A 20,585-nucleotide genomic window follows, 5' to 3' on the forward strand; every position below is an offset into this window, starting at 1 on the left:
CGAATGCGGAACGTCAACGGTCGATTGACCATGCCTTCCCGTCGCCGGTGGGCGAGGCGCTGGGCGGAACATGGCGGAAACACAGGCTGACTAGGTCACACCGACCACCGCCGGCTAAACTCTCGCCACATGACCAGCTCGGACGCAGTCGCTCCATTCCTTGAGAATCCCTATATTCTGGACCTTTTCGCCGGGCCGGGCGGTCTTGACGTAGCCGCGCACATGCTTGACGTGATCTCGCTCGGGATCGAGTGGGACAAGGACGCCTGTGAAACGCGTTACAAGGCCGGGCTTCAGACGTGGCACGCGGACGTCAGTGACGTTCGACGGAAGCGGTTCCACGAGCTGCCCGAGGAACTGAACGTGTTGGCTGGCGGCCCGCCGTGCCAGACGTACTCAGTGGCTGGCAACGGCGCGGGGCGCAAGGCCCTGGACAAGGTCGAGAAGCTCATTCACCGGCTGGTGGCCGGTGCCAGCGAGCAGGAGATCGACGAGCAGCTGGAGAAACTGGGCGGCGATCCCAGAACCGCTCTGGTCCTGGAACCGCTCCGGTACGCGATCAAGGCCCTCAGCTGCCCGAACCGGAACAGGCGACCGTTCGACGTGATCGTCTTGGAGCAGGTGCCTGCGGTCAAGGCGCTGTGGAAGGTCTACAAGAACGCCTTGGAGACAGGCCTGCCCCGCGAGGACGGGACGAGGGTGCGGTACAAGGTTGCCGAGGTCAAGACTCTGCACACCGAGGCCTACGGTGTTCCGCAGACCCGTCGCCGTACGATCCTGATCGCACGGCTCGACGAGCACGGCACTCCTCCGCTTCCCGCCCCCACCCACCACACCTACAACCCGCACAAGCCGAAGCAGGGCGGTCCCGAAGACGAGCAGGCAGTGGCGCAGGCCACTCAGACCACACTGCTGATGGGAGGAGCCGTGGCACCTCCCAGGCCGTGGGTCTCGATGGGGGAGGTGCTCGCGCCGACGACGCAGAGGCCCGAGGGCAGGGAGACCCCGTTCGAGGTCGTGTCGAACTACGGCAGTGGCGGCGATCCGAAGAAGCGCGGCGTCCGCACAGACGTACAGCCGTCGTTCACCGTTACCGGAAAGGTCTCGCGCAACGCCGTTCGGTACCAGGACGGCACCCCGCACTACCCGGACCGTCTGACCATCCCCGAGGCTGGCATTCTCCAGACCTTCCCGCCCAACTACCCGTGGTCCGGGGGCGATCGCTCGCAGCAGGTGGGCAATGCCGTGCCCCCGCTGTTCGGCGTGCACGTGCTGGCGGCGGCGCTGTCTCTGCCACTCCCGCCGGAGGAGAAGCTGCGGGAGAACTGGCCCGAGGCCGGCGACGAGGACCGCGCCACTCTCCGCAAGGTGGGTTGCGGGGCTCCGGACGATTGTGGTCCCAACTGCCCGAAGCCCGAGGATCAGTCCTCCCCCTCGGCATCCTCCGACTCATCCCGCCCCCGGACCGGCGCGTCCGCGAAGAGGTCAGTGAAGTAGTCCACCAGCGTGCTCACGGACAGCTCCGGTGCGGGCTCCTCGTCGGGGCCGGTCGGGAGTACGTTCCGTGACACCTGGCGGGCGGTCTCGGCCTCGTCGATCCAGTCGAGTAGGGGACGGGACTCGCGTTCGGTGTCCGGGGCGATCACGTCGTACATCAGCGTCGCGGCAGAGGCGTTGACGGCTCCGACCAGGGCGTTGACCTCACGGCCGGTGGTGACTGCCCCTTTCGCGACCAGCCGGACGATCGCCTGGGCAGTGGGCCGGTGGTTGATCACGGACGCGCGCAGGGCGGAGTTGAGGATGTCCTGGTTGCCACAGGCTGTGACCACGGGGTCATAGTCCGAGCCGTCGCGGAAGAGCTCGGCCGCCCACCAGAGGCGGGCGAAGGCCTGCTTGTGGTACTGCCCTCGGAAGCGGTCGGCCGCCACTTTGGCGACCTTGCCGTCCTTGGGTTCCGACAGGTGCCGCCAGACCACGTAGTCCGGGGCGACTCCGAGCGCGAGGTAGTTCCAGAAGCCGGGGTCGGCCGCCTCGCGGCGGGTGAGCCGAAGAGCCGAGTGAAGACGGGGAGCGAGCCAGGCGTCGGCCTGGGTGGCCTTGAGACCGCTGTTCCGGCAGTAGGCCATGGCGTCCTCGGCCAGGTCCCGCACGGGCAGCAGATCGCCGCGCCGGTCGATGTACGGCAGCGGTTCGGTGACCTGGTTGAGTTTTATGCTCGGCACGTCCTCGCGGCCGGTGAGCAGTCCTTCGGTGAGGAATTCCGCCGCCTCGGCGTTGGGGAGCAGCGCGAGGCGCTCCGGGAAGTAGCTGGGCCGGTCGGTCATGCGTCGTCCCCCTGCGTGAGGCGTTCCAGGTCGCGGATGGTGGTGGAAAGCGTCCGGGGGACGCCGGCGCGCCGGGAGGCGGCGAAGTGGATTCGGGGCTGGAGTTCTCCCCAGCCGGTGGCTCCGGTGCGAGCCGCGTGGACCTCTTGCAGGGCGTGCTCCGGCTCGCGCTCGGGGTACATGTCGGGGAGCATCTCCCGGAGCACTTCGCCCTGCCAGCCGTGAGGGAACACCGGGGTGCCATCCTCCTCGACCTCGAGGTCGCCGACGGCGGAGTGGAAGACGGCGGTCCAGACCTCGGAGCACATCTGGGCGAGGAGGAGTTCCCGGACGGTCTTCTCCGCGCCGGTACCGCCGTCGGCGCCGATCAGGTCGCCGAGCCCGTCGAAGTCGGTGTTGACGCGTACGACGGGGATCCGTCCGGTGGTGTCGACCAGCCAGGGGGAGTCCTTGAAGCGGTGGAGCCGGCTCGCGCCGGAGGCGAAGCCGACCATTTTGACGTCGAGTTCGCGGGCGAGCGAGGGTGCGGCCTCGATGACGTCGACGAACCACTCCACGTCGGATGTGGCGATCACCCGGCCAGGTACGCCGTCCACGGTGGCGACGACGTGCACGGCGAGGGAGGCACGGTCGAGGAGGTCGCAGCGGTGGAGGTCCAGCTTGGCGGTCCGTTCACGGCCGTCGGCGGAGACCGGGGAGAACTCCACGGTCGTGCGGGTGTTGGTGGCACGCTCCGTGAGGACGGCGACGACCTTGACGTCCTGCCAGGGCCCTGTAGGGTCCACCGCTTTGGCCGGGAGGCCGGCGGAGAGGCAAAGTCGGGCCTGGGTCCAGTCGGGACGGTCCTCGTCGGGCCCGAGGGCCACGACGCGTTCGACGGTGGAGAGGTACTTGCTCTCCACGTCCTCCCAGGGCTCGCCCTCGGCCTTGAGCTGGGCGCTTTCGACGCGCCAGGACACGTTGCCGGTGAGCCGTCGGTAGGGGTAGACCTTCACGCCTGCTCCCCCTTTCCGATGCGGAGTTCGACGACGAGTCCGGTGAGTTGAGCGCGGACCGGATGGCGGGACACGTCGGTGACGCCCCGGAAGACGGCCTTACGGTTGCCCGGCAACAGCTGCAGGGCTCCGTCGACCACCTCACAACCGCTGACGGCGACGAGGTCCTTCCAGGGTGCGGCGGGACGGGGGCCGGAGCGCACGTCAAACTTGGCCACCGGCGTGACCGGACGGTCCGTGTCCACGCCTGCCGATACCCGCAGGTCGACGGTGACGGACCAAGCTCCCGTCTCGTCGATCAGCGCGTCCACGTTGTCCAGTTCAGGCAGGGCTGTGGCCGCTGCGGGGCGCGCCTTCTTCGTACCACCGCCCACCTTGAGTCGGCCGGCGATCTTGGCCTCTCCACCACTGCGGCGCTTGGCCCGGGGCACGGCTACCAGGTCGCGCACGGCGGTATTCGCCGCGGTGGTCAGGGCGGCGATGCGCCGGTAGGCGGAGGGCGAGTAGGAAAGGCGGAGTTCTTCCGTCTGACCCCACTTGTTGTGCTCCGGCGGCTCGGAGGCGCGGAGGAACTCCTCGGCGGCCTCGGCGCCGGGGGCGTCCCGGCCCGCCGCGCGGCCGGTGAGGAGGATGGCCTGGAAGGGGTTGGTGCCGATGGGGACGTTGGTGACCGCACTGTCCTTGACGGTCATGCGGTTGCCCCGCATGGAGACCAGCCGGTTGGGGCGGCTGTCGGCGTCCTCGGCGTGGGTGACCAGGAGCACCGCCTCGTGCGGCACGCCACCGCGCGACTGACCGCCGTGGAGGGGCACGTTGAGCGGCACGATGGCTCGGGCTACCTGGCCCGGGGCGGCGAGACGGTCGACGGTGTCCCCCTCCAGGAAGGCGCGCAGGGCGCGGGTGCGGGAGGGCTGGGTGACGGCCGGATCCACGTGCTCGTCTCGGATGAGGACACCGTCGCGGTAGGTGCGGACGGACACTTCCAGGTGCGGCTTGTGGTCGCCGCCGCCGGTCATCGCGGCCCAGAAGTTGCGGCCGAGCGCGTCGACGAGTCGGGCGTGCATGCGGTGGACGGTGTCGTCGTCCTCGCTGATCTCTTCCTCATCCACGGTGCCGTTGAACGGCACCAGACTGGCGACGTCGTGGGCACCGACGATGAGGAAGGAGGTGCCGGGAGCGGCGCTCTCGCGAGTGAGGTGGAGCTTCTCGACGGTTTCCTCGTCGGCCCACCAGGAACGGACTATGTCGGCAGACTTGGTGGCCGGGTCAGGACGTCCGAACCAGGCCGGGCCGGCCAATTCCCGGCCGTCGACCTCGCGCCAGGGGAGGTCCAGCCGGCCGATGAGACGGCGCTCGGTGCGACCCTCGTGAGGTTCGGAGAGGGTGGAATTGATCAGCACGAGGCCGAGTCGGCTGGTGGCCCACAGGGTGGCCTTGCCCAGGCCGTATGAGCCTCCTGCCCCGGCATCCTTCTTGTGGCTGTCGAGCTGGCGACGGACGACGGCGGCGAAGAGCCCGTCGTCGTAGTCGCCACCGGTCAGGCCAGTGGCGTTGTAGTCGTCGACGCGGAGCAGCACCAGGCGGTCGTGCTGATACATGTCACGCAGTCCGGCCGCGATCGTGCGCGAGACCTTGCCCTGTTTGCCGTTGCCAGCGGTGAGCGCCTCGTAGTGCGGGAGCAGGTGCTCCCAGTCGATGGCCTCGCGGAACCGGGCAAGGGCCTCGCCGGTGAGTTCATGCAGCGTGTAGCGGACCCGGACGGGCTCAGCGGGGTCGAGGCGTGCGTCGAGGCTGTTCTGCGTGGCCTCGCGGGCGAGGACCTCGACATCGGCCTCGAAGGCGAACGCGGCCGCGTTGCCGTACTCACGGCCGCCGTCAGCGTGGGCTGGCCGGTGGTACCAGGAGACGGGCAGCCCCAGTTGGGCGTCGGCGCTGCGGGTGTGGATGGTCTCCAGGTCGGTCTTGAGCACCTCGGCGATAGCCCGAATGGTCTCGTCACGCGGTACGGAGCGGCCGACGATCCATGCCGAGACGGCGGCCCGGGTCATGCCCAGCTCCTCCGCCAGGTCGGTCTGACTCTTTCCTGCGTTCTTGAGCTGGCGTGCCAGCCAGGGGCCGAAGTCCTCAGCCGCCTTCACGTCCCACCTGCTTCCGCATGGCTTGTTTCACGAGGTGGGAGCCACGGTACCGCACTGCTGTTGACGAAGGAATCCACTTGTCAAAAGTTCTTTGACAAGTGGCATGTCAGACGGCGGCGGGCGTCGAACACGACCAAAAATGAAGCCTGGAAATCCTCCCGCTTTGCCCGAGTTTCCTCAAAAATCCCGACGGGATCGCATACGCGATCGGCGCCAGGGCGCCACTTGCACGCCTGCAGCAACTCATGCTTGACTGAGCGTCAGCTGCCCCGGCAACCGCCAGGGAAACCGCCCTTCACAGGGCCCAGTGCGCCTTCTTCCTTGCTCATGACACGCCACCGGGGGCAGGAAGAATCGGGCCGACCACGACCCGGGGCAATCTGCACGAAGCACCACCTTACACGTCGGGGGAATCCCTCTCGGCCCGCCTTCCGAAATCCCCATGGATTTCGTGGATTCTCGCGCGGCCTATTCCCCCTGCACCACCTCGCATCATTCCATCGTGAACGTCTCCACGAAAGCGAAAGCGAAGGTATCCCGGTGTCCCCGCAGAATTCCCCGCTCGACCGCATGCGCACCATCGTCGTGGCGTACGACCGGCTCGCCGACGACCCACAGGCCCGGGAGACCCTCCTCGGCCTGTTGGGCGGCATCGACGACGGCATGGTCGCCTCTACCGGAACGCCCTCCACGACGCCGACGTTCCGTCCCCTCGCCCGTTCCGGAACCTGGGCGGTCGCCAGCGCGTCACCGACGTCACCGTCACATTCACCGTGCAGCTCGCCTGTTGACGGCACCGGTCGTCACCCCTCGCCATCCGTTCCTTACTCCCGAACCCGAAGTGGAACCATTCGTGGCCGATCCGCAGTCCCCTGTGATCCGCACCGTCGTCGACCAGTCCCGCCGCGTCCTGGAGACCTACGGTGTCGACCCGGGCCTGATCCCCGAGCACGCCAACGGCGAGCGCCGTATCACTCAGGGCGGGTACGGCGACCGGCAGCTCTTCGAGCTGATCCAGAACGCTTCCGACGAGATGCGTGACGAGCCCGGCAGTCGCATCCACGTCGTCCTCACCGGCGCCCACCTGTACTGCGCCAACCAGGGAAACCCGGTGGAGCCCGAGGGCGCGGAGACCATCCTGCGCATGAGCATGTCCCGCAAGCGCGGCGGGCAGATCGGTCGGTTCGGCGTGGGCGTGAAATCGGTCCTGGTGGTGACCGACACACCTGAGTTCTTCAGCCGCACTGGCAGCTTCGGCTTCGATCGAGCCTGGTCGTACGAGCTGATCCGGAACGTGCCCGGCGTGCGCGAGCGACTCGGCGAGCACTTCGAGGCGCCCGTGCTGCGCATGGCCCGCGAGCTGGACATGGCGGCCGAGCGCCTCCGGGATCGGGTGCTGGACGAACTGCTGGAGTGGGCCACCACGGTGGTCCGCCTGCCGCTGCTGCCCGGCGCGGCCGACCGGCTGGGCAAGGACATGCACGGACACCAGGGCACAGCCAGCCACGAGACCCGTGAGGAGTTCCCGTCCGGTTTCCACTTGTTCTCCTCGCACGTGGGCCAGGTGGTATTGGAGGACCGGCGGCCCCGCCCGATCGCACGCCGGGCTCTTCGCGCCGATCGGGACGGCAGCCTGCGCACGATCCACGAGGAGCGCGTCGGCAAGCCGCCGGCCACCTCGCAGTGGAGGGTCTTCACCCACACCCACGAGCCGACCCAGGCCGCCCGCCGCGACGCCGGGGAGTTGCACGACCGGGTGTCCATCGACGTGGCCTGGGCGGTTCCGGCCTACCGCGCGGACGAGCGGACCGGTCTGCTCAGCGCTGCCGACGCCCGAGGGCGCGGAAAGTTCTGGTCGTTCTTCCCGACCAAGTACGAGATGACCCTCAGTGGCATCCTGAACGGGACCTGGAAGACCAACGAGGACCGGCAGAACCTGCTGGACTCCTCGCCCTTCAACGTCGAGATGATCCAGGTCGCGGCCCGCTTGGTGGTCAAGTCGCTGCCCGAGCTCGCCCCCGCCGAGGACCCCGGCGCGTACCTCCCGCTACTGCCCGGCCGCACCAAGGGCGTGGAGGTCATCAGTTGGGCTGACCGCCTGCTCACCGAGCAGATCTGGGCTGCCACCGCGGTGTGTCCGTCCCTGCCGGATCAGGACGGAGTCCTGCGTACGCCCAGCGAGCTGAACATCCACCCGGACCTGGGGCGGGACAGCACCTCGCTCAACCGTTGGCTGCGGACCTGGCACTCGTACGCCGGGCGGCCCCGCGACTGGCTGCACCCTTCGGTCGAGGCCACGGACCTGCGGGCGGGCAAGGTCCAGCACATTCTGGGCGCGGCCGGACGGCAGCGGGCCTCGGTCGTCGAGTGGCTGGAGGCGCTGGTCTCCGACGGCTCAGCGAACGCCTCGGCGACCGCGATCCGGATCGTCGCGGACATGATCGAGTCCAAGGCCTCCTGCGCCGCCGAGGCCCGGAAGGCCAAGATCGTGCTCACCGAGGAGCACGGCCTGGTCGCCCCGGTGGGCAGTGTGGTGTACCGGCGAGCCGAGGAGGACGGCCTACGGGAGTCGCTGGTCTACGTGGACCGCGCTCTGTCCGACGACCCGTCACTCTCTTTCGCCCTCACCACCCTGGGTATCCAGGAGGCCGACGTCCGAGGGCGCTTCATGAGCGTCCTCGACCAGGGCTTCGCCTCGTACGGCCCGCAGGAATGGAACCGATTCTGGGAGCTGTTCCACCGGGCTGGTGCCTCCGTGGTGGGCCACGAGGTGACCAAGCGGGTACCCGCACCGATGGATGCCCTGATGGTGCGGACGACGGACGGCAGTTTCCACACCATGCGCGAATGCATGCTGCCCGGTGTCGTCGTCACCGCGGAGAGCGACCCCGAGATCGCGGTGGACATGCGGTTCCACTCCGACGATGTGGGTTTCTTCCGCGAGTTGGGCCTGCAGGACCGTCCGACCTCCGGCCACAGGCCCGAGACGGAGCCCTGGTTCGAGGAATACAGGGCGGCCGTGCATGCGGCGTACTGCCGCACGCTCGACGACCGGGCGAGCCGGCCGGCCCTGGCCAGGACCAGGATCGAGGGTGCTCCCGTCGGTGGGCCGTTGCACCTGCTGCTCCGACTCTCGGAGCAGGCCCGCGCAAACTTCCTCCAGGCGCTGCCTGAGGACGCGCTGATCGAGAACTGGACGCTGCAGATCGGGACGCAGGCCGGCACACGTCGGACGGCACAATCCCCGATCCGATGGATGTTCACCCGACATGGTCGAATCAAGACTTCGCAGGGCCTCAAGTCCCTCAAGGAGGCCGTGGGGCCCCAGCTCGACGCGTACCGTGACGTGCTCCCGGTGGCTTCGCTCAGTGAGGAGAAGGCCCGGAAGCTGGGGCTCGCGGACAGCGTCGAGAAGGTCCGCCCGCAGCAGTGGGAACAACTCCTGGAGAAGCTGCAGGAGAGCGAGGACGACGCGTTCGTCGGGTCCACCTACGCCCTGCTGACCCGACTTGGGATCGAATTTCCCGAGGATTCGCTGACCCGCTGCCGGATCGGCAACGTCTGGGACACCCGGGAGGATGGCGAGATCGCCGTCGCCGCAAGCCCGGAGGAGTACCGCTCGCTGCAGGCCGAGCGAGTGCCGGCGCTGCTGATGCCGGACCAGGAGTCCGCCGACCTCATGGTCGAGCAGTGGGGCATGCTGCGCCACGACGATGTGGTCAGCCGCGAGACGCGGCATGAGTCGACCGTGGAGCCGGTTCCGCTGGCCGAGGAGTTTCCGACGCTACGCCAGAAGATGGGAACCTCGGTCAGCACGTACTCGCTGCTGCGCTGCTCCACGCTGGAGGAGGTCGTCCGCACCCCGCACGGTGCACGCGCGAAGTCCCTGGAGAGCGCCCGCCAGGGCAACGTGATCAAGGTTCTTGACTCGCTGGACAGGCTCAGCACGCTCCGGGCCGTGGACCGCGAGCTCGGTCTGCGGATGGGCGAGACCGGTTGCCGCGCCGTGCTGGACGCCCAGGCTCGCCAGGAACAGGACGAGAAGGTGCGGTCCGCACTGAAGGCGATCCGCGAAGCCGAGGACGTAACGGCCAAGCTGGAGCTGCTGATCGGCGCGCAGGCCCTGCGCGACCGGCTGCCCGCCGGCCTGATGGAGGCCGAGTGTCAGGAGCTGGGAGGGCAGGAGCCCACCGGGCGTCGGATCGCGCAGATGGCGTTCAACGCGCACGGCGATACCGTGCTCAAGACCCACGCCCGAGACATCCAGGAGCGCTTCCCGAGCGCCCCGTCGTCCTACACCGGCGGCTCGGCGGCGGTCTCCTTCGTCGCCGATCTCGGCCTGCCCGCGCCCTTCGCTGGCTACCGGGCCCCGACTCTCGAACAGAGCCTGACGGTGGAAGGCCCCCGCGACTTCCCGCGCCTGCACGACTACCAGGAACGACTCGCCCTCAACATCTTCGAGATGCTGGACCGACTCGCTCCCCAACGCGCCATGCTGTCGCTGCCCACCGGCGCGGGCAAGACGCGAGTCACCGCCGAGGCCGTCATCCGTTGGGTCAAGCAGACCGGCACGCTCAAGGGTCCGATCCTGTGGATCGCCCAGACCGAGGAGCTGTGTGAACAGGCCGTGCAGAGCTGGCAGTTCGTCTGGAGCAAGGCAGGCGCGCAGACCCGACTGACGATCAACCGGCTCTGGACCTCCAACGAGGCGGCCCAAGTCACCGACGGGCCACAGCTCGTCGTGGCCACCGATGCCAAACTCCACGTGTGCCTGGACACCGATCGGTACGCCTGGCTGAGGGATGCCGCATTGGTCGTGGTGGACGAAGCGCACGTGGCGACCAGCCCGCGCTACACCGAGATCCTCAGCCTGCTCGGCCTGACCCAGCACCTGACCGAACGGCACCTGCTCGGCCTCACCGCCACCCCGTTCCGCGGCCACAACGAGGAGGAGACCACGCGCCTGGTCAACCGGTTCGGCGCACGCCGGCTGGACGAGGGGGTGTTCCCCTCCGACGACGCGTACGGCCACCTCCAGGACCTGGGGGTGCTGGCGCAGGTCGAGCACCGCGAACTGACCGGCGGAACCATCGAGTTGTCTCGCCAGGAGCGGGAGAGCGCCGAGCAGTTCAGCCTGCTGTCCAAGGCCGCCGAGCAGCGGCTGGCGGACGACCACGACCGCAGCCGTCGCATCGTGTCGGAGATCGTGGCGATGCCCGAGGACTGGCCGGTGCTCGTGTTCGCCACCTCTGTGGAGCATGCCAAGTACCTGGCGGCCAGGCTCAAGGACCACGGGATCTCCGCGTCCTCGATCGACTCCACCACCCCCGACAACGATCGCCGGGCCCGAGTCCGAGAGTTCCGCAATGGCACAGTGCGGGTGCTCACCAACTACGGCGTCCTCACCCAGGGGTTCGACGCTCCCGCCACCCGCGCGGTGGTCGTCGCCCGACCCGTCTACAGCCCGAACGTGTACCAGCAGATGATCGGACGCGGTCTGCGTGGCCCCCGCAACGGCGGCAAGGACACCTGCCTCATCCTCAACGTCCGCGACAACATCCGAAACTTCGACACCGCCCTCGCCTTCACCAACTTCGAGCACCTGTGGAACAAGAAGTGATCTTCTCCTCCGAGGACGGCCCCGCCCTCACCGCCGAGCAGCAGGCCGTCGTGGACCAGCCCTGGGACACTCGCCTGCTGGTTACCGCCGGGGCGGGCACGGGCAAGACCCATACCTTGGTGCGCCGCATGGACACGCTCGTCGGCCACATCGACCCGGACGAGGCACTGGAAGCCTCCGAACTGCTGGTCCTCAGCTTCTCCCGCGCCGCCGTCCGCGAGCTGCGGGACCGGATCGCCCGGCACGGTGAACACGCCCGGCGGGTACGGGTGCAGACCTTCGACTCCTGGGCGTACTCCCTGCTGGTGCAGGCGTACCCGGACGGCGAGTGGTCGGAGCTCTCCTTCGACGAGCGCATTCGGGCAGCCACCGACGCGATCGAGAAGGGCGCGTTGGATTCCCTGGAGGCTGGCCCGCCCGCACATGTGATCGTCGACGAGGTGCAGGACCTGGTCGGCGCGCGCCGGGAGATGGTGGAGTCACTGCTCGACCGGCTCCAGGACTCCTGCGGGTTCACCCTGGTCGGTGACCCCGCCCAAGCGATCTACGACTTCCAAATCGAGGACCCGGAGGAGTACGCCGACCGTACCGACCTCTTCCTCCGCTGGGTGCGAGTCTCCTACGCCGACGACCTGATGGAGCTGCGACTGACGCGGAACTTCCGGTCCGTCACCCTCGAGGCGCGCACCGCACTCCCGCTCGGCCCCGCCGTTCAGGGCATCGGCAGCGCGCCCGAGGGCGCGGACGCGGCGGCCGAACGGCTCCACGGGGAACTGCGCGAGCTGCTGCTCGACCTCCCCGGCCTGGGCGCGCTCACCGACGCCTTCACCCAGGACTCGCTGCGGTCCTTCCCCGGTACCTGCGCGATCCTGACCCGCGACAACCGGCAGGCCCTGCTCGTCTCTGAGCTGCTGCACACCCATGGGGTACCGCACGCCGTGCGACGCTCGCTCCAGGCCCGACCTGTGCCGTACTGGGTCGCCGAAGTGCTGCGTCGCACCGAAGCCGCCACGCTCACTGAGGAACGGCTGCGCGAGCTGCTCGGCGGGATCCCGCTGCCCGAGGGCACCGACCTGGACCGAGTGTGGCGGGCCCTGCGTGTGGTGGCGCGCGGCACCGGTCGGGGCACGCTCGACGTGACGCGGCTGCGCAGACTGGTGGCGGAGCGCCGGCTCCCGGACGAGCTCGCCGACCCGGAACCGGCCCAGCTGATCGTGTCCACGGTGCACCGCGCCAAAGGCCTGGAGTTCGACCGGGTGGTCCTGCTCGCCCCCCCGACCATAGCTGAGCTGCGTCGTCGCAACGACGAACTCGACGTGCCTGCCGAGGCGCGCGCACTCTACGTGGCGATGACCCGGGTCCGGGAGGATCTGTACCGCGTCGCCGCGCCGGAGACGGTGACGCTGCTCAGGCACAAGCCGACCGGCCGCTGGTACCGGGGAGTCCCGAACCAGCGCCAGAAGTGGCGGCGCGACGGCGTCGAGGTGCGTGCCGGCGACGTGTGCGCCCTGGAACCGGCCGACGCCGTGAATGACGCCCTCGGCGCCCAGTCATACCTGCTCGAGCACGTGCGGCCGGGCGACGCGGTGACGTTCCGGCTGCGCGAGGCCCTCCCCATGGGCCCCGAGCAGAGCCCCCGGTACGCGCTGCTGCACGAGGGGCGGGAGATCGGCGACGCCTCCGAGGTCTTCAGGAGCCAGTTGTACTCCGTGCTGAAGGTCGGCACGACCTGGGACATCCGGTGGCCCGAGGAGATCTCCGGCCTGCGGATCGACTGCCTGGAGTCGGTCGCAGGCAGCCCGGCCGCCGGAGCCAACGCAGGCCTGGGCAACCACGGGGTGTGGATCGCCCCGCGTATCAGCGGAATCGGACGGTTCCGGCGTCCCGCCGGGACGGAGGAGGAGCAGGGATGACCATCCATGCAGGGCGGCACGCCGCGCACTACGAGGTCCGTGAGGACTTGGTGGCCCGGCTGCGCCGCGAGCTTCTGGGTCCCGATGTCGATGCCTCCGCCGAGGACCGCGCCGAGGTCCTGGATCAGGACGCCCCGATCACCCGCTATCCCATCGGCGTGCTCTTCCCCCGCCCGGCAGACGCCAAGGCCCGCGATTGTCTCCAGGACGACGCCGCCGAGCAAGAAGGCCTGGACGAGGAGCCCGTGACCGGGGCGGACAGCCTCGAGGAGTCCGGGCTGGCCACCGATCGCCCCAACGCCGGTGACCGGCGTCCGTCCTCCGTCGGCCTGACTTTCGCGGTCGACCTCGCCGTGTGCCGGGGGATCGTGGTCTCGGCGAGCGCCGCCGTGTACGAGCCGGAGGACGCCGAGGGCCGCAAGGTCTCGGCCCGCCGGAGCGAGGCCCGCACCACCTCCGATCAGCGGGAGCGCTGGCGTCGGGTGGAGCTGGACCTGCCGGACACCACAATCGACGTTACGTACCCGGGCCGCGGTGCCTCACGCAACCTGATTGACGGCACGGCCCGACTGGACGTGCACGTGCGCCGCCCGTCGCCGGAAACCGGTACGGTCACCGTCACGGTCACCCTGGTCAACATCCAGAAGGTGGGCGAGCGGGAACTCCAGGACGCCTTCGCCCTGTTCCAGACCGGGCTGACGGTCCGTGCTGCCAACGGGTCGAGCGCGTTCGTGGAGCGCCCCGCCGCCTTGTCCGCCGTGGACCCCGAGCTGGAGACCAGCCAGCTGCTGCACAGGCACGCCCCCACCTTCGCCGCCGGCCACGGCTGCGCGGCGGTGTGGGACTGGGCCCCACCCCCGATCGGCCTCACCGACGTGGTGCGGGCGGGCGTGGCCGAGGTGCGCACCGAGTTCCTGCCCACGCACGAGGTGCTGCTCACCGACTCCAATCCGGCGATCGACGCCAGTGCCCTCACCATGCTGGGCCTCGCCGAGGCTGGCGACACCGAGGTGATCGCCGCCCTGGAAGGGCTGGCCGCCGGCTACGAGCGGTGGATCGAACGGAAGCAGGACGAAGCCGCCGCGCTCGCCGGTACCTCGTACGAGAAGGCCGCGTCCGACCAGATCCGGTCCTGCGGTGAGGCGCTGGATCGGATCCGGACGGGCATCGCGCTGCTGCGCGATAAGCCTGACCTGATGCGGGCGTTCCGCCTGGCCAACCGGGCGATGGCGACCCAGCGGGCCCGGAGTGCCTGGGTCAAGGACGGCCGGGTCGGCGAGCCAGACCTGGCCTCGGCGAGCTGGCGTCCCTTCCAGATCGCCTTCATGCTCCTCTGCCTGGCCGGGGTGGACAACCCGGAGCACCCTGACCGGGGGGTGTCGGACCTGCTGTGGTTTCCCACCGGTGGCGGCAAGACCGAGGCGTACCTGGGCCTGATCGCGCTGACCGCCTTCCTGCGCCGGATGCGGCTCGGTACGACGGGTGGCGGTGTCACCGTCCTGATGCGGTACACGCTGCGCCTGCTCACCCTCCAGCAGTTCGAGCGTGCCGCGATCCTGATCTGTGCCATGGAACAGATGCGCCGTGAGAACCCTGCCGAGCTGGGCCACGAGGAGATCTCCCTCGGCATGTGGGTGGGGCGTTCCGCCACGCCGAACACCCTGGAGGTGGCCTCCAAGCAGCTCCGTGCGGCCCGCTCCGGCAAGGTGCTCCAGAAGGAGAACCCCGTCCAGCTGCACGCCTGCCCATGGTGCGGGACCGCCCTCGACGCCCACCACTACTCGGTCGACGAGGAGGCCGTCCGGATGGATGTGCGCTGCCCCGGAGCGGGCTGCGCGTTCTCCGGCGGACTGCCCGTGCACCTAGTCGACGAAGCCGTGTACCGGGCCCGGCCCACCCTGGTGATCGCCACCGTCGACAAGTTCGCCTCGATGCCGTGGCGTGCACAGACCGCGGCCCTCTTCAACCGGGACCGCCAGGACCCCACTCCACCCCCGGAACTGATCGTGCAGGACGAGCTGCACCTGATCTCCGGCCCACTGGGTACCTTGACCGGCCTGTACGAGACAGCCGTCGACGTGCTCGCCGACCGTCCCAAGGTGATCGCCTCGACCGCGACCATCCGCCGCGCCGCCGACCAGGGCAAGGCCCTGTTCTCCCGCGAGGTGCGACAATTCCCGCCCGCTGGCCTGGACGCCCGCGATTCCTGGTTCGCCGTGGAGACCCCCGCGAGCGAGAAGGCGTCCCGCCGCTATGTGGGCCTGCTCGCCCCCGGCACTAGCCAGTCCACTCTGCTGATCCGCACCTACGCCACCCTGCTCCACCAGGCGATGCGAGCCGACACCACCCAGAAGGTGCGCGACGCGTACTGGACGCTGGTCGGTTACTTCAACAGCCTGCGTCTGCTGTCCGCCGCCGAACTCCAAGTCCACGACGACGTCGTGGCCTATCTGGAGCACCTGGCCGACCGCGACGGCTGCGAGCCCCGCTCCGTCGGCAACTACTCCGAGCTGACCAGCCGGGTCGACGCCAGCGACATCCCGGCCCGCCTGAAGCAGATCGAGCGGAGGCTGACGGACGGCGACACGGTGGACGTACTCCTGGCCACGAACATGATCGCCGTCGGCGTCGACATCGACCGGCTCGGCCTGATGGCCGTCATGGGCCAGCCGCAGACCACCGCCGAGTACATCCAGGCCACCAGCCGCGTGGGCCGTGCCCACCCTGGTCTGGTCGCGGTGATGCTCAACGCGGGCCGCTCCCGCGACCGTTCCCACTACGAGAACTTCCAGCACTTCCACTCCGCGCTCTACCGCGAGGTCGAGTCCACCTCGGTGACCCCGTTCTCGGCCCGCGCCCGAGACCGTGGTCTGCACGCAGTGATCGTCGCCCTGGCTCGCATTCTGGTCCCCGCCGCCCGCGCCGACGACGCCGCGGGGAACATCGACCTCTTCCTGGACGAGCTGAGGGAGAAGATCCGTCCGAGGATCCTCGAACGGGTCGAGAAGGTCTCCCCGAAGGAGACCGCCGCCAAGGAGGTCTCCCACGTGGCCGCAGCCTTCGACGAGTTCGTCGACTGGTGGTACGAGGAGGCCGAAGCGCATGGCGGCCTGTATTACGAGCCGAAGCGCGGACGCCACGTCCCCTCGCTGCTCAAGCCCTACAACGACGCCCTGGAGGACATCGAGGCGTGGGAGACCCTGTGGTCCCTCCGCGACGTCGACGCCGAGTCCGCCCTGTTCATGGAGGCATCCCGATGACCCCGCCCCCTCCCCGCCGCCGGCGCGGCACCGACGGCTCCGCCACACCGGCCCGCACCCTGCCCCGCCGCGGTGCGGTCCGTCGGGCCCAGGCCATCACCACCTACGGTGTAGGGGCACTGATCGCTGTGGACCAGGAGTCCTTCATCGTCGCGGGCATCGACGCCGCGGAGGAGCAGTGGCCCCGCGACGAAGCCCCGGTGATCCACGAGCCGCGCCTCGCCCGCGTGCTGGGCGTGAGCCATTTCCGCCTCCCGCCCGCCTCCGGCGACGACAGCCGCGACGGCATCCGGGTACGCCGATTCCCGCTGTGGCACCACTGCCCCGAGTGCCACGCGCTGGACCACGTACGGAAGTTCAACTCACCGCCCGGACGCAACGAGTGCGCCGAGTGCGCCGAGGCCCTGGTGCCCTCCCGTTTCGTGGTGGCTTGCGAGGACGGGCACATCGCCGACTTCCCGTACTGGAAGTGGCTGCATCGGGGTCGACGCGGCGACGGCGAGGCCGGCTTCTGCGGCGGCCGAATGAGCCTGCACTCCTCGGGTCGCACCTCCTCCCTCCGTTCGGTGGTGCTCTCCTGCTCCTGCGGAGTGCCAGAGGTGTCCATGGAGGGCTCCTTCCGGCGTAGCGCCCTCAAGGACCTGAACATCCGTTGTGAGGGCAAACGCCCCTGGCTGAAGGACGCCCCCGACCGCCCCTGCTCCCAGCCGCCCCGGACCCTCCAGCGTGGCTCCTCGTCCGTGTGGCAGCCTGTGCTCCGCTCGGCCCTGTCCATCCCGCCGTGGAGCGACACCCGGGTGCACGCCCTGGACAAGCACTGGGACAAGCTCCGTGCCTGCTCCACCCTCGCCGAGATCGAGATCCATCTGAAGTACATCTTCGACGGGGCCCCTTCCCCAGTGAGTCCCCAGCAGGTCCTGGACATGCTCACCGCGATGGAGGCCGAGGACCACACCGGGGAAGACGGTCCCGACCTCGACCAGGAGCAGCGCTACCGGGCCCTGCGCGACCTGGAGTACGAACGACTGTGCGCAGGCAATCCGGAGGACTCCGGGCACCACACCGAGCAGTTCGTCTGCGAGCCCCCGGTTGGCGACGAGAAGCCGCTGACCGGCCTGGGCCTGATCACCCCGATGCAGGTGAAGAAGCTCCGCGAGGTTCGCGCCCTCAAGGCCTTCACACGGGTCATCGATCCTGAAACCTCTTCCGAGGGTCATGAGGCCGAGCTTTCCCTCACCCCCACCGACTGGTTGCCCGCCATGGAGGTCCACGGCGAAGGAGTATTCCTCCGGTTCGACGAGGAGAGGGTCGACGCCTGGGCCGAACTGCCCGCCGTCGCCGCCCGCGTGGCACGCATCCGACACCACCATCAGCGGATCCTCACTGAGCGGGCCTCCGACCCGACCCGAGTCCCGTCCTCTCCTGCCACCCCGCGCATGGCCCTGCTGCACACCTTCGCGCACGTGATGATCAACGAGTGGAGCCTGGACTCCGGGTACCCGGCCGCCTCGCTCCGTGAGCGGATCTACTCGGGTGACGAGATGGCCGGTGTGCTGATCTACACGGCCACCAGCGACTCGGCTGGCAGCCTCGGTGGCCTGGTCGCCCAGGGCGAAATCGACCGCCTCGCCCAGGCCGTACGTTCGGCCGTCCACCGAGCCGAGTGGTGCTCCGCCGACCCGCTCTGCGTCGAGACCGAGACCTCCGGCGCAGGCGGTACCAATCTGGCCGCCTGTCACGCCTGCGTGATGCTCCCGGAGACCAGTTGCGAGCACAACAACGGCCTGCTTGACCGGGCCCTCCTCGTCGGCACCCCGGAAGACCCGTCGATCGGCTTCTTCTCCCGCCTGCTCACCCAGTGAGCATCGGGCAGTGACACTGGGGCGGTATGGCACAACTGCCATACCGCCCCAGTGTCTCGGGATCGGAGCGGCTCAGGATCCCGGCCTGCGCTTCCGGACGGCGGATGGGATCAGGGCATTCCGTAGAGCTCTCACCAGCATGTTCATCCACCAGCGGTCCCACGGATTACCCGCTCGGCAATCAGCGCGGGATCAGTTCACCGATGGTCCTGCCTTGCGGGCGCGCAGCGCCTCAACGCGGTCCGGATCGCGAGCCCGAGGGCCCGGCCCACCGGAGGCGGCGAGGCGTGGCCGACCTGGCGGTAGCGGGCCGTCTTGCGGCCGGCGAAGGACCAGTCCTCAGGAAAGCCCTGCAGTCGTGCCACCTGCTCGACGGTCAACGCCACCATGCCCGTGACGCCGAGTGAGAGGTCCCAAGGGAACTCAGGCCCGGGGACCTCGTCGGCGACAGTGCCGCCGTTTACTCGCATACGGGCCCAGGAACGCTTCGACCCGGTCGGCCCCAGATCGGCCCCACCACGGTTCCAGGAACCCCCGACCAGGGTCGGGGCGACCCGGTCGGCCTGCGCAGCCCAGGCGGCCGCGTAGGGCCAGCCGCGTGTGGCCATGGAGGCACCCAGCGCCTTGCCCACGGTGATCGGCGGCGTGGTATCGGGCATCGGGGTGACGAAGTCGTCGATGGAGTCCCCTTTCAGAGCCACCAGGATCCCTTGCTTGCGATCCTGGGGCACGCCGTGGTCCATCGCGTTGAGAACGAACCAATGGTGCCGATAACCGAGGTGTTCGAGCTCGGTGGCAACGTACGCGCGGATCGGCTCGTATGCGGGCTTGGAGACCAGATCGGGGACGTTCTCGATGAGCAGGGCGCGTGGCTGTACGCCGTGCATGAGCATGATCGTCGCTTCGAGCGTTCGAAGCTCCTCGGTGCTGTCCTCGCGTGCCACCGCGGCACTCGCCTTCACCCGGGGCAGGCCGGCAGCCAGAAGATCCACGTCATAAGTCGCCTGGTGGTCCACCGGATCGTAGTCCAGGAGGTCGGTCTCGAGGACCTCCCAGTCGGGACGATTCCGACGCAGCGTCTCGCAGGCCACGGCGCGGTTGTCCAAGAGCAATACGGGATCGAAACCAGCCTGCTCAAGGCCGAGCGCGAGGCCGCCTGCACCGGCGCACACAGCAAGGCAGCTAAGGCGTTCGAGGCGGGACTCTTCCATAATCACCGTTCGTGCTTGTCGGGAAACGAGAACCGGCTGGGTTGGAGAGGCTACCCCGCCCACCCCCTGTGCCACTCAGTTGCCGAGGCCTCAGCGGCGGTCGGAGCCCTGAGCGTCGATGATCGCATCTCCTTCAGGGAGAAGTCGATGGCCACGAAGCGCACGGCGCCGTCCCGGGAGCTATGGGCGTCACCGGGCGCGACGTAGTCGAACGCCATCACCAGCCTCCCTGCGTGGCCCGCCCGTACTCGTCGGTCTCGCTGCCATTTTCCTTCTCGGTGATCCAGTACAGGACGAACGCCCCTCGCTGCGGCCGACGAACGATTCCGTGATGGGCCGTGCGGCGGCGCGTGGAGTTCACTTTGCTGATCGCGCCGAAACTTGGACCTCGGCGCCAGTCTGTGGCGAATCAGGAGGAGGACCTACTCGTCGGCCTGGGTGGGGCGCTCTCGGTGATCTGGCGGAGGTAGGCGAGGTCGAGGAAGTCGGAAGCCGACAGTTGGCCGATGAAGGGGGCGATCCGAGGGGTCGCCCATGTCTCGGGGAACTGGTGGGAGAGCGAGCGGGTAGACCGAAAACCCGGTCGGCGCCCGGCAGCTCAATGCTCAGGGCGAACCGGCTGATTCACGGGCAGATCACTTGCCCTGCATACGCGGGGGGATGGCAGGATCACCGACATCGCCCGCGGCGCCACGATCACCAGTGCAATCGATGTGACGGGCGCCCTGAAAGGGCGCTCCGGTGACGGAGCATCGGCTCAATCACGGCTTGATGACGGATAATCAGAGATCGCCAAGCCCGAGGAGTCGACCGATGGCGTCGGCCTCACGCTGTAGCACGATTCGGCCGTCGCCGTCGCTGTAGGCAAGCAGGCGGGCGCCGATGTCGAGGCCAGCCTCCACAAGCAGCCCCATGGGCAGGGTCACTCGGCCTTCGGAGTCGACAGTGACTTCAGCAGGTTCTCGGATCACACCCACGAGTCTTTCATCCGTGGGAGAGATGAGCGACTCGCCTCGTGTGTTGGAGGAAGCGCTGGCGCACCGATTCCGAATCAGCTGGCCGTCCAGCTCGATACGCCGCAGGCTGCCCGAGCAACTGACCAGATCGCGACGGGGCCCACGATCATCGGGATCGTGCCGCACGACGGTCCGGCTGACCGGGTGGACGGCCACGATGCGGTGACAGACCCGACAACATATCTTGGGGTACTCACGTCTCCAGAATGCTTCTCACCTCTGACAGTTGAGAACACGGCGGAGCGA

The 20,585-nt window shown here is 68.9% G+C and carries 10 protein-coding genes; 5 read left to right on the forward strand and 5 right to left on the reverse strand.

The genetic code is table 11. From position 1 onward, the window contains the following. Window positions 1-129 precede the first annotated feature (129 nt). A complete protein-coding gene (locus tag ACSMTC_RS06105; protein ID WP_436558618.1) occupies window positions 130-1,497 on the forward strand; it encodes a DNA cytosine methyltransferase in 1,368 nt (455 codons plus the stop codon). Here the strand turns inward: ACSMTC_RS06105 and ACSMTC_RS06110 are convergent. From ACSMTC_RS06110 to ACSMTC_RS06120, 3 genes are read right to left on the reverse strand one after another with little or no spacing between them, the layout of a single operon-like run. Next, a complete protein-coding gene (locus ACSMTC_RS06110) occupies window positions 1,422-2,324 on the reverse strand; it encodes a DUF6339 family protein (protein ID WP_436558619.1) in 903 nt (300 codons plus the stop codon). The genes ACSMTC_RS06105 and ACSMTC_RS06110 overlap by 76 nt on opposite strands. Then, entirely contained in the window at window positions 2,321-3,319 is a 999-nt protein-coding gene (locus tag ACSMTC_RS06115) for a hypothetical protein (RefSeq protein ID WP_436558620.1), read from the reverse strand. Before ACSMTC_RS06115 ends, ACSMTC_RS06110 begins: the two co-directional genes overlap by 4 nt. Then, window positions 3,316-5,457, reverse strand: a complete 2,142-nt coding sequence (locus ACSMTC_RS06120; protein WP_436558621.1) for a helix-turn-helix domain-containing protein — start codon at window positions 5,455-5,457, stop codon at window positions 3,316-3,318. Before ACSMTC_RS06120 ends, ACSMTC_RS06115 begins: the two co-directional genes overlap by 4 nt. An 853-nt stretch (window positions 5,458-6,310) precedes the next feature. On the opposite strand from ACSMTC_RS06120, the gene ACSMTC_RS06125 reads away from it, so the two are divergent. From ACSMTC_RS06125 to drmB, 4 genes are read left to right on the forward strand one after another with little or no spacing between them, the layout of a single operon-like run. Then, on the forward strand, window positions 6,311-11,077 hold the full coding sequence (locus tag ACSMTC_RS06125; RefSeq protein WP_436558622.1) for a DEAD/DEAH box helicase: 4,767 nt from the start codon (window positions 6,311-6,313) through the stop codon (window positions 11,075-11,077). Next, entirely contained in the window at window positions 11,074-12,990 is a 1,917-nt protein-coding gene (locus ACSMTC_RS06130; RefSeq protein WP_436558623.1) for a UvrD-helicase domain-containing protein, read from the forward strand. Before ACSMTC_RS06125 ends, ACSMTC_RS06130 begins: the two co-directional genes overlap by 4 nt. After that, on the forward strand, window positions 12,987-16,250 hold the full coding sequence (locus ACSMTC_RS06135) for a helicase-related protein (protein WP_436558624.1): 3,264 nt from the start codon (window positions 12,987-12,989) through the stop codon (window positions 16,248-16,250). The genes ACSMTC_RS06130 and ACSMTC_RS06135 overlap by 4 nt, the downstream gene beginning before the upstream one ends. After that, complete coding sequence (gene drmB, locus ACSMTC_RS06140; RefSeq protein ID WP_436558625.1) at window positions 16,247-18,112, forward strand: DrmB family protein; 1,866 nt, start codon at window positions 16,247-16,249, stop codon at window positions 18,110-18,112. Before ACSMTC_RS06135 ends, drmB begins: the two co-directional genes overlap by 4 nt. A 197-nt stretch (window positions 18,113-18,309) precedes the next feature. Here the strand turns inward: drmB and ACSMTC_RS06145 are convergent, their stop codons facing one another. Continuing rightward, window positions 18,310-19,323, reverse strand: coding sequence for a DNA cytosine methyltransferase (locus ACSMTC_RS06145; RefSeq protein WP_436558626.1), 1,014 nt, complete (start codon window positions 19,321-19,323; stop codon window positions 18,310-18,312). Between the two features lie 782 nt (window positions 19,324-20,105). Continuing rightward, complete coding sequence (locus ACSMTC_RS06150; protein WP_436558627.1) at window positions 20,106-20,495, reverse strand: AbrB/MazE/SpoVT family DNA-binding domain-containing protein; 390 nt, start codon at window positions 20,493-20,495, stop codon at window positions 20,106-20,108. Between the last annotated feature and the right edge of the window lie 90 nt (window positions 20,496-20,585).

This window comes from Kitasatospora sp. HPM-01-4 (assembly GCF_051374625.1).
Lineage (GTDB): Bacteria > Actinomycetota > Actinomycetes > Streptomycetales > Streptomycetaceae > Kitasatospora.

Bases quoted from the DNA above. Each gene is read 5' to 3' on its own strand.
- ACSMTC_RS06105 (WP_436558618.1), top strand. From the start codon at position 130: ATGACCAGCTCGGACGCAGTCGCTCCATTCCTTGAGAATCCCTATATT.
- ACSMTC_RS06110 (WP_436558619.1), bottom strand. From the start codon at position 2,324: ATGACCGACCGGCCCAGCTACTTCCCGGAGCGCCTCGCGCTGCTCCCC.
- ACSMTC_RS06135 (WP_436558624.1), top strand. From the start codon at position 12,987: ATGACCATCCATGCAGGGCGGCACGCCGCGCACTACGAGGTCCGTGAG.
- drmB (WP_436558625.1), top strand. From the start codon at position 16,247: ATGACCCCGCCCCCTCCCCGCCGCCGGCGCGGCACCGACGGCTCCGCC.
- ACSMTC_RS06145 (WP_436558626.1), bottom strand. From the start codon at position 19,323: ATGGAAGAGTCCCGCCTCGAACGCCTTAGCTGCCTTGCTGTGTGCGCC.